Consider the following 16,114-nt stretch of genomic DNA (forward strand, 5'->3'; position numbering starts at 1 on the left):
CTCAAGCCTACAACCGCTTGCCCGGGCGCCAACTTTGCGGGTGACCCGGGCCGAAAATTCAGGGGTTGAGGCAACAAAAAACTCCTTCCAGCCAGGCCGAAAGGAGTTTTGTATAATCTAGTAAGCTGCAGGCATCCGCTTGCGGCCACTGACCAGAATTACTTCTTCTGGTAGCGGTTGCGGAATTTCTCAACGCGGCCAGCGGTGTCGATAAACACGTTTTTGCCGGTGTAGAAAGGGTGCGAGGCGCTGCTAACTTCCACCTTGATGACGGGATACGTTTTGCCGTCCTCCATCGTGATGGTCTCGTTGGAGTTCATCGTCGAGCGGGTGATGAATTTAAAGTCGCTGGACGTGTCCTGGAACACAACTTCGCGATACTCGGGGTGGATGTCTTTTTTCATGGTCGTGATGCCGTTTTAAACCTTCTGGCCCTGCCGATTTTGCGGAAGGGACTGCAAAAGTACACGTTAGCTCCGGATTTTAAAAACGTCCTGCGTCTTTTCTACTTTTAACAGGATTGTGAGCCTCCTAAACAGGAAAATGCATATTTTTGGTCGCGCCTTACTATTTCCTAATCCTACTGTTGCCTTTTTATGCGTCGTAGTGCTACTCTATTTTTTACATTTTGCCTGCTGCTAGGTACGTTGGCTTACGGAGCCACGATTACCCTATTTCAGGCCAGCTTCGATGGCTCTAACGTGCGCGTGGAGTGGGAAGTAACCAACGAAACCGGCGTACAGAGCTATGATTTGTGGCGTAAGGCCAACAACGAGCCCGCCTTTGCCCACCTGGGCACTCAGACGCCCAATAGCCAGCGGCGCTACCAGTTTCTGGACACCAACATGTACCGCGGCACGGCTGGCGGCGGGCCCTTCACCTACCGCCTGACGGTGCACACCACCACCGGCGACCAAAACTACACCACTGTGCTCAGCTCAACGCCCAGCGCCGTACAGCGCTCCTGGGGCAGCATCAAGTCGATGTTTCGCTAGGCAGTGAGAGGTGAACTAATGAGTTGCAGAATAATCAAGCCGGCGCGGAGCCGGTTTTTTTGTGCGCGTATCTTTGGCCCGCAGCTTCCCGGCGTGGCCTAACCGAGGACCTGAGCTCAACATCGGGGCTTAGTCCCAAACTTGCTACCTCACCAGTTCACCATCTCATCCCTTCATCCATGCGGATTTGTTTTGCTACCAACAATGAGCACAAGCTCACCGAAGTCCGGGCTATGCTGCCGGCCAGCATCGAGCTGGTGAGCTTGCGCGATATTGGCTGCCACGAAGAGCTGCCCGAAACCCAGGACACGCTGGAAGGCAATGCCCGCCAGAAAGCCGAGTATGTGTGGAATAATTACCAAACCTCCTGCTTTGCCGACGATACGGGCCTGGAAGTAGCGGCCCTGAACGGGGAACCGGGGGTGTATTCGGCGCGCTACGCCGGGCCTCAGCGCTCCGCCGCCGACAACGTGGCCAAGCTCTTGCACGAGCTGCAGGGCCAAACCAACCGGGCGGCGCAGTTCCGGACCGTGGTAGCGCTGGTGTTGCCCGATGGCGCGGTGCACGAGTTTGCCGGGGCCGTGGATGGCATTATCACTGAGCAGCTACGGGGGGTAGACGGCTTTGGCTACGACCCGGTTTTTCAACCCCAAGGCCACGCCGTGACCTTCGCCGAAATGAGCCTGGCCGAGAAAAACGCGCTGAGTCACCGGGCCCGGGCCGTGGAGCAACTGGTCAACTTTTTACAAGCCCAGGCGGCCCAAATGTAGATTCAACAGAAATATTCGCTCTGGGGACGGCCCGAAAACACGGCGGCACAAGTCATTTTGCTACTTTTGCAGGGTTGGCCCTGTCGGTACGGGCCCATTCCCACCCCATGCAACATCCTTTCATCGTCGGTATTACGGGCGGCAGCGCCTCGGGCAAAACCACCTTTCTGCGCCGCCTGCTGGCCTCGTTTCCGGAAGAAGACATCTGCCTGATTTCGCAGGACAACTATTACCACCCGCGCGAAAATCAGTCGATGGATGTCAACGGCGTCACCAACTTCGACCTGCCGTCTTCCATCGACTCGGCCGCCTACGCCGCCGACGTGCTGCAAATCAGCCAGGGCAAGGAAGTGCGCCGCCAGGAGTATACCTTCAATAACCCCAACGTGAAACCCGCCGAGCTGGTATTTCGGCCCGCCCCTATTGTGGTGGTGGAAGGCATCTTCGTGTTTTACTTCGAGGAAGTAGCCAAGCTGCTCGACCTGAAAGTCTACATCGATGCCCGGGAACACGTGAAGCTGCAGCGCCGCATCGTGCGCGACCGGGACGAGCGGGGCTACGACCTGGAAGATGTGCTTTACCGCTACACCAACCACGTAGCACCGACCTACGAGAAGTACATCAAGCCCTTCAAGCAGGATGCCGACATCGTGATTCCCAACAACCGCCACTTTGACCGGGGCCTGGAGGTTCTCGTGTCGTTTTTGCGCCATAAAGTGGCAGAAGGCAAGCACTAGTCCGCCATTCAACAGTATCAAAAAAAGCCTCGGCTGGCTCCTGCCTCAGGAACCGGCCGAGGCTTTTTCATGCCCAAGATGAAGCTGAAATTTGGTTGGGGCAGCCTTGGGTTGCAGACTTCTGGAAGCCCCGGCTACGAATTTTAAGAACGATTGTTAGTTTTTTCCGACCCCACCTGCCGCTTTTCCCTTGCCCGCGCTACCGGGTTTGGTTATATTTGTAGCCATTGCCTTGAGAATGCCAGAGTTTATCAGCCACTTTTTGCCTCGCCTGCGCTTCACGCTGCTCACAGCTACCCTGCTGTTTGTGCTGTCGTTGAACCACCAGGCCGTTGCCACCTACCGGCTCCCGGTGGGCAAGGAAACGCGCGTGGGTGCGGGGCCCAAAGCGGCACTGGTCAAGAAGAAAGTACTGCTGGAAGCTACGGCTCCGCTGGGCTTGTGGCTGGCTCCGGCCGCCGACGCCTGGGCGCCCGACTCCGAACCGCTGGTATGGCCCCGTCTGCAACCGCAGGCGGCCGTATTGCAGCCCCGGCCGAGTGCCGTACCCGATTTGTTCCGCTCCCGGCTGCTGGTAGCAGCCTTGTCGCCGCACGCTCCCTAACCGAGCCGGCCTGTTGCGCGGCTCTACTCAGGAGGAGCCGACTTGCTGCTGCAAGTGCAGTCGACGCGCGGCGGACCTAGCTCCGCCGCCCGATCCGGATTACTTTCCCCGAATACATTTTAGTTTCTCTCAATGCGTAATAAAGGACTTATTATCGCGCTGACGGCCGTCGTGACGGCTCTATGCGCGTACTTTCTCTTCTTCACCTACATTTCCCGTGGGGTGCAGAAGGATGCCGTAGCCTACGCCTCCAAGGGCGGTAAGCTCGACGAGCGGCAGCGGCAGCACTACCTCGACTCGGTGTGGCGCGCCCCCGTATTTGGCCCCTACACTTACCGCGACGTACGCGCCTCGGAGCTGGGCCTCGGCCTCGACTTGAAAGGCGGTATGCACGTAACGCTGGAAGTTTCGCCGGTGGAAATTGTGCGGGCTATGTCGGGCAACTCCAAGGATGTGAACTTTAATAAGGCTTTGGCTCAAGCCCAGGAGCTGCAGAAGACCAACCCGTCGACGCCTTTCACGGCGCTGTTTGCCCAGGCTTACCGCACCATCGCGCCCAACGACAAGTTGGCCCGCATCTTCGCTAACACGACCAACAAGAGCCGTGGCATCGACATCAACTCGCCCAACGAGAAGGTAATTGCCGCCATCGACAAGGAAGAGGAAGAAGCTATTGACCGTTCCTTCAACATCCTGCGTACCCGCGTCGACAAGTTCGGCGTAAACCAGCCCAACATTCAGCGCGTGAAAGGCACGGGCCGCATCCAGATTGAGCTGCCCGGCGTGGATAACCCGGACCGCGTACGGAAGCTGCTCCAGGGCCAGGCGAAGCTGGAGTTCTGGGAAGTGTGGCGCACCGACGAGTTTGGCCCCTACTTCAACCAACTCAGCGAAGTGCTGACGGCCAAAGAAGCCGCTGAGAAACTCAACGGCACTGCTGCTGCCACGCCGGCCGCCGCTACCACCGACACCACCGCTACGGCTGCCACCGCTGCCGCCGGCGACTCTTCTTCGCTGGCCAGCCAGCTGGCTAAAAAGAAGCCCAACACGGCTACTGCCGCTGATTCGGCTAACCCCCAGCAGGGCAATGCCCTTGCTAAACTCTTCACGATGCCCGGCGCTTTGGGCTCGAACGTGCGCGACACCGCCCGCGTGAATGCCCTGATGAAGAGCCCCGAGGTACGGGCCGTGTTGCCCGCTAACCTGACCTTCCTGTGGGGTGTGAAGCCCGACGTAATCGAAGGCCAGGAATACTTGCAGTTCTACGCTATCCGCAAGTCGCGGGAGGCTACGGCTCCGCTCGGTGGCGAAGTAGTATCGGATGCCCGCCAGGATTACGACCAGGGTGGCCGCCCAGAGGTTTCGATGCAGATGAACCCTTCGGGCGCCAAGAAGTGGCAGCGTCTGACGGCCGCCAACATTGGCCGCCAGGTTGCTATTGTTCTTGACGACTACGTGTACTCGGCTCCCGTGGTGCAGGCTGAAATTGCCGGTGGCAACTCCAGCATCTCGGGCAACTTCTCAATTGAAGAAGCCCAGGACTTGGCCAACGTACTGAAGGCCGGTAAACTCCCCGCCCCTACCCGCATCGTGGAAGAGGCCGTAGTGGGTCCCTCGCTCGGTCAGGAAGCCATCAACCAGGGTCTGTACTCGTCCTTGGCTGGTCTGGTACTGATTATGATCTTCATGGCCGTGTACTACGGCAAGGCGGGCTTGGTGGCTGATGCTGCCCTGCTCTTCAACGGCTTCCTGATTCTGGGTGTATTGGCTCAGTTCGGCACCGCCCTCACCCTGCCCGGTATTGCCGGTCTGGTGCTCACCTTCGGCATGGCCGTAGACGCCAACGTACTGATCTTCGAGCGTATCCGCGAGGAACTCGACCACGGCCTGACCGTGAAAGATGCCATCAACAAAGGCTACGCCCGCGCTTTCTCGGCCATCTTCGACTCGAACGTGACGACGATGCTGATTGCCATCATTCTGGGCTTCTTCGGTACGGGCCCGGTGCAGAACTTCGCCATTACGCTGGGTATCGGCGTACTGACCTCGTTCCTGTCGGCTGTATTCGTGTCGCGCCTTATCATTGAGTGGCTCACCAAGAATAAGGAAACGACCAGCATCACCTTCAGCACGCCTATTTCGCGTCACCTGTTCAAGGGCTTGAATTTCGACATCGTGGGCAAGCGCAAGATTGCCTACGCCGTTTCGACCATCTTCATCATCATCGGCTTCGTGCTGATGGCCGTGCAGGGTGGCCCCAACCTGGGCGTTGACTTCCGCGGTGGCCGTAGCTACGTAGTTGACTTCAGCAAGGCCGAAGTTGCTTCCGACGTGAAAGAATCGTTGGCCGATGACTTTAAAGGTGCCGGTACCGAGGTGAAAACCTTCGGCGCCCCGAACCGTCTGCGCATCACGACCGGCTACCTGGCCGAGGACGAAAGCGTAGCCGCCGACGAGAAAGTGCAGAACGCCCTGCTGACCGGCCTGAAGCAGTATGGCGCCGACAACCCGCAGATCAAGAGCACCTCGAAAGTAGGCGCTACCATTGCCGACGATATCAAGAAGACATCGGTCTTGAGCCTGGGCCTGACCCTGCTGGGTATCTTCGTCTACGTACTGTTCCGCTTCGAAAAGTGGCAGTACTCGATGGCCGCCGTAGTGGCTCTGTTCCACGATGCCCTACTGGTTATTGCTGCCTACCCCATTGCCCGTCTGTTCGGTTTGAACTACGAAATGGACCAGATCTTCGTGGCCGCCGTGCTGACCATCATCGGCTTCTCGATGAACGACACCGTGGTTATCTACGACCGGATCCGGGAATACCTGCGTGAAAACCCGCACCTGACGTTTGCTCAGGTAGTAAACCCAGCCCTGAATAGCACCTTCTCGCGGACCATGATTACGTTTACCACGGTATTCCTGGTGGTAATCGTACTCTACATCTTCGGTGGTGAAACGCTGCGCTCGTTCTCCTTCGCCATGATTGTGGGTATTATTTTCGGTACGTATTCGTCGCTGTTCATCGCCACGCCGATCATTCTCGACACCTACGGCCGCAAGGAAGCCCGCGAGCGGGGCACGACTACCTCGACGGTTATCACCGATGCCGACGCGCCCAAGCTGTCGACCACGGTACAGTAAAAACCACGGATTCGACGGATTTTTTTGAATTCATCGGATCTTGTGAATGATTAGAAAAAGCCTGGCCCTAGTGGTCAGGCTTTTTTTATTGTGGCTTTTACAGCTGCCTAACCGTCTTTTTTATAAATTTTATAAACTGAGGCAACCATTCTTCGCCGCCCTCCGAGTCGCAGGATATAACCCCCGCCGCCGTGCCGCTACCTGACCACGACCCCGAGATGCTCATCGCCCTGCTGGCTGGCTGCCGGCGGGCGGAGCGCGACGCACAGCGGCGGCTGTATGGGCTTTACTACAGCTTCGCGCTGAGCGTGTGTTTGCGCTACACCCGCACCCGCGACGAAGCCATGGAGGCCGCCAACGACGGGTTTATGAAAGTATTCCGCGACATAAGTCGCTTCGACGTGGCCCGCCACGAAGTCAGCGGTTCGTTTCGGGGCTGGCTCAAGCGTATCATGATTCACACGGCCATCGACCATTATCGCAGCCAGGAAAAGCACCAACACCAGCAGGAACTCGATGAGGTGGCTTTTGCCGAGGCCGACCCCGGCCACTCGGCCCTTGACACACTTTCCTACGAAGAGCTGCTGCACCTGATTCAGCAGCTTTCCCCGGCCTACCGCACGGTGTTCAACCTCTACGTCATCGACGGTTTTACCCACGAAGAAGTAAGCACCCAGCTAGGCATCTCGGTGGGAGCTTCCAAATCCAACCTGTCCAAGGCGCGCGCCCACCTCAAGCACCTACTCAAACAAACCAACCACCATGCGTACGCCGGATATGTCGGATGAGGAACTCGACGCGCTGTTTCAGCGGAGCGCCGAGAACTATCCCGACGAACATAACCTCAGCGCCTGGCTGCAGATGGAGCGGAAGCTGGACGAAGCTGCCGCCGGGCAGCTTGTGCGTCAGCGGGTGCTGCGCATCTTCGCTCTGGAAGCCGTGGTGGTACTCATGGCCCTGCTGGGCTGGTGGGGTATAGCCGCTACAATCGGCTGGAAAAAGCGGCTGGGCCAACGGGCGCGGCGCGGTCTGTGGCTATTTTGACGGAAACTACCCGGCCGCAGCTTCAGCAAGCTGTTCAGCGGCCCACCGCCGGACCGCTGGCCCTGCCTCAGCCGCAACCGGCCCGCTCACTGGTCCCAGCAGTAATTTCGAGCATTCCGAATTCTTCCTCTACGGTAGCGGAATCTGCCTTGCCAACCCAGCCGACAACCCCGGGTACGGCTCGCCCCAGCCGTTTTACAAACTCCACGCGCCGCCCGATTGGTTTGGCAACAGTTGTGGTACCGACCGGTTGGCTTAAACCGACGATTCAACCTACTGCCGAAAACAGGACGGCACCTTCAGCCAAAAATTCTAGTCCAGCAGTCATCATTCCAGCGGCTCATCCAACTGCTACCGAGCCTGCTCCTCAATCCCAGACCGGATTGTTGGTCCCAGCCGCAACCCTAGCCGCCAACAATCCGGACCGGCAGCCAGCTTCCGTTGTGCCGGCCCCGACTTCCAAAGCCGACCAACCCGCGGCGGCCGCACCGGTGACTCCTGGAACAGCTGTTGCAGCGGCTACGCAGCCGGGTGGTGAGCCCCTGCCCGACCGCCCTTCAGGAGCCACCTTCGCGGCCGGGGATTCAGCAACTACTCTGCTTCCCGTGGTTGCAGCGGCAGGGGCCGAATCCCCGGCCCCGCCGACCGATTCAGTTCAGCAGGAAAAAGACCTGCCCCACCGCGTGAAGCCAGCGTATCGCCTGAGCATCGGCGGGCTGTATGCCCCGGAGCTGAGCACGGTGGGCTGGACCAAAACCACTTCGCCGGGCAGCAACCTGGGCGTACTGGTAGAATACCGTTTCACCGACCGGCTCCGGCTTAACGTGGCCGCTATTCGCTCGGTGAAGCGCTACGTGGCCCGCGGCAGCGACTACACCGTGCCGGCCGGCACCTGGGACGGCAACTACACTATTGACCACGTGGGGGCCGTGTGCCGCATCATTGATTTGCCCATTAACCTGCGCTACGACGTGGTGTACCGAGAAAATTCCTCCGTGTTTGTATCGGCGGGCCTGACCTCCTTGCTCATGCGCGACGAGCAGTACGCCTACGACTATGAGTACTACGGCAAGTACTATACCCGCAACTGGAACGTGGCCAACGGCTCCAACCACTGGCTAAGCGTGGTAAACCTGTCGGCGGGCTACGAGCGGGACTTCGGCCAGCGCTGGTCAGGACAGGCCGAGCCGTTTGTAAAAGTGCCCTTGGGCGGCGTGGGCTTCGGGAAGGTGAAGCTCAGCAGCGCCGGCGTGTTTTTCAGCCTTAAATACCACTTGCTCCCGACGCGCTAAGTCGCTAACACGAGCCGTCGGCTATAGCCTCCTCGGCTTTCTGCTGCCATCATTTCCTGTTTTATATGCTACGCCCAGTACTTTTTCTGGTTGGCGGACTAGCTATGCTCAGCAGTTGCGCCTACGACAATGCCGAAGAGCTTTTTGCCAAGCAGCCCACGGCAGAGTGCGACGTGACGAGCACCACCTACGCCGCCACGATTTCGCCTATCCTGGACCAGAATTGCCGCAACTGCCACAGTGCCCGGCTTCCGAGCGGCAACGTGAACCTGGAAGGCTACACCCAGGCCAAACGCTACGCCGACAACGGTAGGCTGGTGGGCGTCACGAGTCACGCCCCCGGCTTCTCGCCCATGCCCAAGGGAATGCCCAAACTCTCGGACTGCGACGTGGCCCGCATCCAGAAATGGGTGGCAGACCAAGCCCCCAACAACTAAGCCCTTCTTGCTATGAAACATCTGTTACTGCTCGGCCTCGGCCTGCTGCTCCTGCTGCCGACTGCCCAGGCCCAGGGCAAATACTCGACCCGCACCGGCTCGATTCGCTTTTTCTCCGGCACGCCTCTCGAAGACATCGAGGGCCGCAGCACCCAGGCTGCCGGCGTGCTCGATATGAATACTGGTAAAGTAGCCTTCAGCGTGCCCATGAAGTCCTTCGTGTTCAAGCGTACCCTGATGCAGGAGCACTTCAACGAAAACTATGTGGAGTCGGAGAAGTACCCCACGGCCACGTTTTCGGGCGCCGTGGTGGGCTTTCAGCCGGGGCAGTTGCCGGGCACCGGCCTCCAGCGCGTGCAGGTGGAAGGCGACCTGACCATTCACGGGGTGAAGCGGCGGGTGAGAGTGCCCGGCACGCTGGAGCTCAAGGACAGCCACCTGCTGGTAAGCTCGAAATTCAACGTGGCCCCGGCCGACTACAACATTGAAATCCCGGCCCTGGTCCGCGACAATATTGCCAAGACCATGGAAGTAACCCTGGCCTTTAGCTGCGACCCTACCCCTCGTCTCAAACCGCCACTGCCCGATGAGTTTTCTTCGCTCTTTTCCCCAGTTGGTCCTGCTTGCCGGCCTGCTACTCGGTACCGTGCCGGCCCTGGCCCAGGACGATGACCTGCTGCGGGAGCTCCAAGCCAAAGCCGCCGACAGCACCCACTCCCGCGTGCCCGACTTCACCCAGGCTACTTTCAAAGGCACCCACATTATCAACTCCCAATCGGTGGAGACGCCGGGCCAGGGCACGCTGCTGTTCTTGATTCAGCACCGGTTTGGCACGCTCAACAGCGGGGCCTATAACTTCTTTGGCCTTGACCAAGCCGTGCTGCGCCTGAGCTTTGAGTACGGCCTCACTGATAGGCTAGCTCTGGGTGTGGGTCGTAGCTCTCAGGACAAAACTTTCGACGGATTCGTCAAATACAAGGCCCTGCGGCAAAGCACCGGGACCCACGCCATGCCGGTTTCCGTGACGCTGCTAGCCTCGTCGGCCCTTACGTCGCTGAAATTCGTGGAGCCCGAGCGCACCACCCGCACCCGCCTGGCCTATACCTACCAAGCCCTGATTGCGCGCAAGTTTAGCCCCTCCTTATCGGTGCAGCTTATGCCCACGCTGGTGCACCGCAACTTCGTGGACAGCAAGCGGGCCGAAAACGACGTGTACGCCCTGGGCGCGGCCGTGCGCCAGAAGCTCACCAAGCGCCTGGCCCTCACGGCCGACTACTTCTACCTCTTGCCCGGGGCTACCGCCACCGATATGCGCAACGCCCTGGGCCTGGGCGTCGACATCGAAACTGGTGGGCACGTCTTCCAGCTGCATTTCACCAATGCCCAGGGCATGATGGAAAGCCTGTTTGTGCCTCAAACCACCGGCAACTTCTTCGACGGCGACATTTATTTCGGCTTCAACGTGAGCCGGGCCTTCACTGTGAAAAGCCGGTGAGCAGTAGGGCATAACTGGGTGTAAACAAATTTATTTTTATTTGATTACACCCAGCCAAGTACTCCTAGCTTGGGTGTAAACAAATTTATTTTTATTTGTTTACACCCTCCCGAAAGCCCAGACAGGTAAGCACAAAAAAAGCCCGGCTATTGCTAGCCGGGCTTTTCTATATAAATCTGGGAAGTACTTATACCGTGATGCCTTCGGCCACGACTTCGGTTACTTCGGGTACCATGCGCTTGAGCAGGTTCTCGATGCCCGACTTGAGCGTGACGGTAGCCGAGGGGCAGCCCGAGCACGAGCCCTGCAGGTTGACGGTTACCACACCTTTGTTGTAGGAGCGGAAGGTGATGTTGCCACCGTCCTGCTCCACGGCGGGGCGCACGTAGTTTTCGAGCAGGTCGATAACCTTCTGGCTGATCTGCTGATCCTGCTCCGAGGCGTCGCCGGTAGCGACGGCCTGCTGGGCGGCCTTCTGCTCGGCCACGGGGTCGATGGTGAAGATAGGGCCGCCAGCTTCCACATACGACTTCAAGAAGGTGCGCAGCTCGGGAATCAGGTGGGTCCAGGTCAGGTCCGAGGCCTTGGTGATGGTCACGAAGTTGGCTGCAATAAACACCCGGCTCACGTAGTCGAAGTTGAACAGCTCCTGGGCCAGCGGCGAGTTGGCAGCGGCCTCCAGGTTCGGGTAATCCACGCTCACCCCGTCGCTAAGCAGCTGGGTATTGAGCACGAACTTCATGGATTCGGGGTTGGGGCTGGCTTCGGCGTAGATGGAAACCGGGGCAGCGGGGGAAGTGAGGGTATCAGCCATGTTTGAAAGACTTGGAGACGATAGAGATGACGCAGGAAGCTGCGCTAAAGTAGTAAACAGCAGTGGCGGTAAAACCGTGCCACGCACTATATGTTGCGAAGGTACGCAAGTAGTGGCAGTTTGGTAACCAGGTCCCGCGCCAGAATGGCTGGCAGCCCGCTTGGCAATGGCAGAAGCTCAGTTACTTGCCGGCCCCTTACGCCTTGTTGGCCCGGGCCCGCAGCAACATATCAGCCACTACCAAATTGGTCATGGCATCCACGATGGGTACGGCCCGGGCAGCACGCAGGGGTCGTGGCGACCTTTACCAGCCAGAGTGATTTCCTCGCCCTGGTCGTTGATGGTGGCCTGGGGCTGCAGAATGGTAGCCACGGGCTTGAAGGCAACTCGGAAGTAAATATCCTGCCCGTTGCTGATGCCGCCCTGAATACCGCCCGAGTGGTTGGTGCGGGTGCGCACCTGACCTTGCTCGTCGGTGTAAAAGGCGTCGTTGTGCTCGGAGCCAAACAGCAGGGTGCCCGCAAAGCCTGAGCCGTACTCAAAGCCTTTCACCGCGTTGATGCTCAGCATGGCCTTGCCCAGCTCGGCGTGCAGCTTATCGAATACGGGCTCCCCCAGCCCAGCCGGCACACCCTGCACCACGCCCGTCACCAGCCCGCCGACAGTATCCTGCCGGTCCCGGGTCTGGCGAATCAGTTCGGTCATCTGCTCGGCGGTGGCGGGATGGGGGCAGCGCACCATGTTCGAGTCAATCAGGCTCAGATCCAACTGCTCGTAGCCCACGGGCACGGCCACCGCGCCCACCTGCGAGACGTAGCTCAGGGCTTTGATACCGTGCTGGGTCAGAAACTCACCAGCCACGGCCCCAGCCGCCACCCGGGCCGCCGTTTCGCGGGCCGAGCTGCGGCCCCCGCCCCGGTAGTCGCGCTGCCCATACTTCATATCGTACGTGTAGTCGGCGTGCGAGGGACGGTAGGCGTGTTCAATGTGGGAGTAGTCGTGGCTGGCCTGGTCCTGGTTGCGGATGAGCAAACCAATGGGGGTGCCGGTCGTTTGCCCATTGAAAATACCCGACAGCACCTCTACCTGGTCGGCCTCCTTGCGCGGGGTCGTCAGCTCCGACTGCCCGGGCCGGCGACGGTCCAGAGCCGCCTGAATGGTAGCCACCTCGATAGGCACACCGGCCGGACACCCGTCGATTACGACGCCAATGCCGGGTCCGTGCGATTCGCCGAAGGTGGTAATGCGGAATAAGGTACCGAAGGTATTCATGGGCAAAAAGTCAGTTCGGCCGCAAAGGAACCGCTAAAACTTGAGTTTGGGAGCCAGGCGCGGGCGGTAGATGAAAAATTACGCCGGTTCAGCTTACGAATGGCCCCAACCTACGCCCGACGGCCACTGCGCCACCAGCCCACCACGGCCAGCAGCCCTAGTGCCAGCAGAATATAGTTGGCGTAGCGCCGCACCTCGGTGTAAGCGTCCCGGGGCTGCAGCACGTTGTCGGCCGACTCCAGCACGTCCTGGTAGAACGGGTCGTCGGGGCGGGCATTGAACACGGCCACGGTTTTCTCGGCCCCTTTCAGCTGGGGCCGCAGCCCGGCCCGCAGCGTGTCGTAGCGCGCGGTGCTGGGGTTGAACACAACTAGGTGAAAGAGGCTGTCGAGGGCCAGCACGCCCGGGCGGCGGCCTATCAGGCGGTAGACGAACCGTTTGCTGCCACCTACCCGGCCGCCCTGTCGGGTCACGCCCAGTTCGGTATCGGGGCCGTACACTTCCACGCCGGTTGGCAAGGGCGGCAAGACCGGGGCAGCCAACGCCGCCAGGTTGCCCTCGCCTTCCACCGTAAACGAATAGGTAAAGGCCTTGCCGGTCCGGAAGGTGGTGCGGTCAATGGCTTCGCGTAAACGGTAGTCGCCCACGGGCACCTGGTCGCGCAGCGGGTGAGGCGGCAGGGGCTTCACAGCAATGGTGCGCGGGGCCGTGCGGTAGATTTTGAAGCCCTCCATGCGGTTGTCGAGGCCGGCTTCGGGCTTTTTGGCCACCCGGTACTTCACCATTTGCAGCGGGATTTCCGGAAACGTCAGCGGCTGGGTGTTCAGCGGGTAGTATTCGGCTTCATAGAGTCGGTAGCGCAGGTAGGTCTTGCCGCCGGCCACCACCGTCTCGGGCACAATTTCCTGCTCGTTGAAGGGCTCTTCCCAAGCCGTACGCTGCCGTAAGAGCCGCAGAATCTCGGGCAGCTGGCCTCCAAAGTTGTAGAAGCTCAGCAGCCCTTGGTCGGCGGGCGTGAGGTAAAAGTATAGCCCCACGTGTACGCCTTCGCCCACGAAAACGGTGGTTTTGTCGGGCACCAGGGCCATGAAGGCGTTGTCGTGGGGCTCCACATACTCCTGGGGCTTGGGCTTGCCAAAAAGCTTATCGAGCAACCCCAGCCCCTGCACGGCCCCACCGGCCGTGGGCGGGGGCGGCGCGTCTTGCTGGGGCAATACCTGCAGCTTGCTCCCTGCCGACTGCACCGTTTGCCCATTAATGGTCATGGTAAAGGGCTTGAGCTCAAACTCGCCCTCGTTATAAGCTGCGTAGCGCTGGGTGATGGTCAGCTCCGTGGAGGTCTGCCCGCCCACGATGCGTGTAGTCGTGGTGCTCGACTTGCTGCTTTTCTTGAAGCCTTCGATGTCGGGAAACGCCGAGTAGCGCTCTAATGGAGCCCCGCGCAACCGGAAGCTGATGGTGAAATAGTCGTTGACCGGAAAGCTGGCGCGGCCCAGCACAATGTCGGCCTGCCCCGGCTTCGACTGCGCACGTCCCGGCCCACCTACTCCGGCCAGGAACAGAAGTAGCAAAAAAAATACGCGCAGTTGGGCCGTCATTCGAACGCTAAAAAGGAGGGCGCAAAGCTACATAAAAACGTCTCTACCAGGCTGAATCCACTTTCCCCGGCCTTTGCCCTGGCTCTATATAGCCTTCTGGTTATACAGAAAAAGCTCAACAATAGCAATCCGTTTTTAAAGCCGTGCCGTAAATGGTTTCAAATCTCAACAGCATCTGGGTTTTGTCCTGCAAAAAACGACTCTAAAAGCCGTACTGGCAGCGCCTTGCCCATTCTTTCCTTTCACCCTTACAATTTCCTCCCATGTCTAAGATCATCACTTCCGGTGGAGATGAGGCCGAGTTCGCCAAGCCCCTCTACGTTCCGATTAAAAGACGTTCCTTCTTCATGTACGCCGGTGCTACGGCTGGCGCTACCGCCCTGCTGCTCTCCGGCTGCGACGATGATGACGATGACACGGTATCTACGCCAGGTATGGTTAACCTGGGCTCAGGCGACGTAGGCGTGCTCAATTACGCCTATGCTCTGGAACAGCTCGAAGCTGCTTTCTATGCCCGTGTAAAGGCCAGCCCGGCCAGCGACTTCTCTAACACGGAGAAAGATTATTTCAACCAGGTAGCCGCCCACGAAGCCATTCACCGCGACTTCCTGAAGGCTGCAATTAACCGCGACGCCCCGGGAAAGATCATTGCCGACCTGAACCCCAACTTCGACTCTATCGACTTCACCAAGCGGACTGCGGTGCTGAACGCCGCCAGAACGTTCGAGGATCTGGGCGTGCAGGCCTACAATGGCGCGGGCAAGTACCTCAAAACGGCCGCTTACCTGGTAATTGCGGGCCAGATCGTATCGGTAGAAGCCCGTCATGCGGCTTACGTGCGGGACTTGATTTCCAATGGCAGCTTCGCCGACGACTCCATCGTGGATGCCGCCACCGGCCTGGACAAAGCTCTGGAGCCCGTCGATGTTATTGCTGCGGCCCAAGGCTTCATCAAGGAAAAGCTCGACGCAACCAACGTCGGCAAGTAATTTCTTCTCCGTTTAACGACTCCCCATCATGAACATATTTCGCATCATCGAGCAATTGTCGGAGGTAGACTCTGACGCACTTGGCCGCTTCGACTCCCGCCGCGCCGTTTTCAAAACCCTGGGCGAAACTGCCAAGAAAGGCGCCCTGGCCGCCGCCCCGGTTTTTGTAGCTTCCTTGTTCCAGAAAGCCTACGGCCAGACTACCGCTCCCTCGGTGGTGGAGGTTCTCAACTACGCTCTCACTCTGGAGCTGCTGGAAGAAGACTTCTACGCCAAGATGATTGCCGCCGGTCAGGTGCCGGCCGGAGCTCCCGCTGCCGCCATTGCCCTGATCAAGAAGCACGAAACGGCCCACGTAACGCTGCTCACCAACACCATCAAGGCCCTGAACGGTACGCCCGTAGCCGGCAAGAAATTCGATCCTGCCAAGTTCCCCGCCGACTACACCACCCAGTTGGCCTTTGCTCAGGCCCTGGAAGATACCGGTGTGCGGGCCTACAAAGGCCAGGCTGGTAACCTGATGGGCAAAATGGCCGGTACCACCAGCCTGCTTCAGGTAGCCCTGCAAATTCACTCGGTAGAGGCACGCCACGCCGCCCACATCCGCACCATGCGGGCTCAGACTCCCTGGATTCCCACTGCCGATTCGAGCCTGCCGGCTCCGCTGGGCCCGGTTTACACCGGCGCTATTCCGGAAAGCAACGTCACGCAGTCGGGCGTAAACCTGACTACGCAGTTGGGCACGACCTACACGGCCAACGACGCGGCCGCTTCGTTCGACGAAATTCTGACGATGGCCGAAGTGCTGGATTCGTCCCGCGCCGGTGGTCTGGTAGTATAATACCAGCCCGGCTTCTTGCCAAACCGCCAATACACGAGCGGCTGACTTCCCTGCGGAGTCAGCCGCTCTTGTGTTTTTACTTAGG

Annotated in this window: 16 protein-coding genes and 1 pseudogene; 13 read left to right on the forward strand and 4 right to left on the reverse strand. The window is 59.3% G+C overall.

Annotation, left to right across the window (positions count from 1 at the left end; all coding sequences use genetic code 11):
• Positions 1-158: 158 nt before the first annotated feature.
• Positions 159-404, reverse strand: coding sequence for a type B 50S ribosomal protein L31 (locus tag MUN80_RS00165; protein ID WP_187321552.1), 246 nt, complete (start codon positions 402-404; stop codon positions 159-161).
• Between the two features lie 192 nt (positions 405-596).
• On the opposite strand from MUN80_RS00165, the gene MUN80_RS00170 reads away from it, so the two are divergent.
• The 11 genes from MUN80_RS00170 (at position 597) to MUN80_RS00220 (ending at position 10,515) form a co-directional block, all read left to right on the forward strand.
• Positions 597-995, forward strand: coding sequence for a hypothetical protein (locus MUN80_RS00170; RefSeq protein WP_244718089.1), 399 nt, complete (start codon positions 597-599; stop codon positions 993-995).
• Between the two features lie 179 nt (positions 996-1,174).
• Positions 1,175-1,765: a non-canonical purine NTP diphosphatase gene (locus MUN80_RS00175; RefSeq protein ID WP_244718091.1), complete on the forward strand. Its 591-nt coding sequence runs from the start codon at positions 1,175-1,177 to the stop codon at positions 1,763-1,765.
• 107 nt (positions 1,766-1,872) lie between these two features.
• Positions 1,873-2,502, forward strand: a complete 630-nt coding sequence (locus MUN80_RS00180; RefSeq protein ID WP_244718093.1) for a uridine kinase family protein — start codon at positions 1,873-1,875, stop codon at positions 2,500-2,502.
• A 238-nt stretch (positions 2,503-2,740) separates the two neighbouring features.
• Positions 2,741-3,106, forward strand: coding sequence for a hypothetical protein (locus MUN80_RS00185; RefSeq protein WP_244718095.1), 366 nt, complete (start codon positions 2,741-2,743; stop codon positions 3,104-3,106).
• Between the two features lie 132 nt (positions 3,107-3,238).
• The gene (secDF, locus tag MUN80_RS00190) at positions 3,239-6,247 is read left to right on the forward strand and encodes a protein translocase subunit SecDF (RefSeq protein WP_244718098.1); all 3,009 of its coding nucleotides are present in this window, start codon (positions 3,239-3,241) and stop codon (positions 6,245-6,247) included.
• A gap of 191 nt (positions 6,248-6,438) precedes the next feature.
• Entirely contained in the window at positions 6,439-7,035 is a 597-nt protein-coding gene (locus MUN80_RS00195; RefSeq protein ID WP_244718101.1) for an RNA polymerase sigma factor, read from the forward strand.
• The gene (locus tag MUN80_RS00200) at positions 7,010-7,291 is read left to right on the forward strand and encodes a hypothetical protein (protein WP_244718104.1); all 282 of its coding nucleotides are present in this window, start codon (positions 7,010-7,012) and stop codon (positions 7,289-7,291) included. The genes MUN80_RS00195 and MUN80_RS00200 overlap by 26 nt, the downstream gene beginning before the upstream one ends.
• A gap of 605 nt (positions 7,292-7,896) precedes the next feature.
• Positions 7,897-8,583, forward strand: coding sequence for a hypothetical protein (locus MUN80_RS00205; RefSeq protein WP_244718107.1), 687 nt, complete (start codon positions 7,897-7,899; stop codon positions 8,581-8,583).
• Between the two features lie 65 nt (positions 8,584-8,648).
• Positions 8,649-9,020, forward strand: coding sequence for a hypothetical protein (locus MUN80_RS00210; RefSeq protein WP_244718109.1), 372 nt, complete (start codon positions 8,649-8,651; stop codon positions 9,018-9,020).
• 12 nt (positions 9,021-9,032) lie between these two features.
• A complete protein-coding gene (locus MUN80_RS00215) occupies positions 9,033-9,692 on the forward strand; it encodes a YceI family protein (RefSeq protein ID WP_244718112.1) in 660 nt (219 codons plus the stop codon).
• Positions 9,634-10,515, forward strand: a complete 882-nt coding sequence (locus MUN80_RS00220) for a DUF5777 family beta-barrel protein (RefSeq protein WP_244718115.1) — start codon at positions 9,634-9,636, stop codon at positions 10,513-10,515. The genes MUN80_RS00215 and MUN80_RS00220 overlap by 59 nt, the downstream gene beginning before the upstream one ends.
• A 187-nt stretch (positions 10,516-10,702) precedes the next feature.
• Here MUN80_RS00220 and MUN80_RS00225 read toward each other — a convergent pair whose 3' ends face one another.
• From MUN80_RS00225 to MUN80_RS00235, 3 genes and pseudogenes are all read right to left on the reverse strand, one after another.
• Positions 10,703-11,329 carry a NifU family protein gene (locus tag MUN80_RS00225; RefSeq protein WP_244718118.1) on the reverse strand — a complete coding sequence of 209 codons (627 nt, stop codon included), beginning with the start codon at positions 11,327-11,329 and terminating at the stop codon, positions 10,703-10,705.
• A gap of 196 nt (positions 11,330-11,525) precedes the next feature.
• A pseudogene (aroC, locus tag MUN80_RS00230) lies at positions 11,526-12,601 on the reverse strand (chorismate synthase).
• Between the two features lie 110 nt (positions 12,602-12,711).
• Complete coding sequence (locus MUN80_RS00235; RefSeq protein ID WP_244718121.1) at positions 12,712-14,172, reverse strand: BatD family protein; 1,461 nt, start codon at positions 14,170-14,172, stop codon at positions 12,712-12,714.
• 290 nt (positions 14,173-14,462) lie between these two features.
• On the opposite strand from MUN80_RS00235, the gene MUN80_RS00240 reads away from it, so the two are divergent.
• Positions 14,463-15,188: a ferritin-like domain-containing protein gene (locus MUN80_RS00240; protein WP_244718124.1), complete on the forward strand. Its 726-nt coding sequence runs from the start codon at positions 14,463-14,465 to the stop codon at positions 15,186-15,188.
• A 28-nt stretch (positions 15,189-15,216) separates the two neighbouring features.
• Positions 15,217-16,029: a ferritin-like domain-containing protein gene (locus MUN80_RS00245; RefSeq protein ID WP_244718127.1), complete on the forward strand. Its 813-nt coding sequence runs from the start codon at positions 15,217-15,219 to the stop codon at positions 16,027-16,029.
• Positions 16,030-16,114 lie beyond the last annotated feature (85 nt).

It is taken from the genome of Hymenobacter cellulosivorans, assembly GCF_022919135.1.
Lineage (GTDB): Bacteria > Bacteroidota > Bacteroidia > Cytophagales > Hymenobacteraceae > Hymenobacter > Hymenobacter cellulosivorans.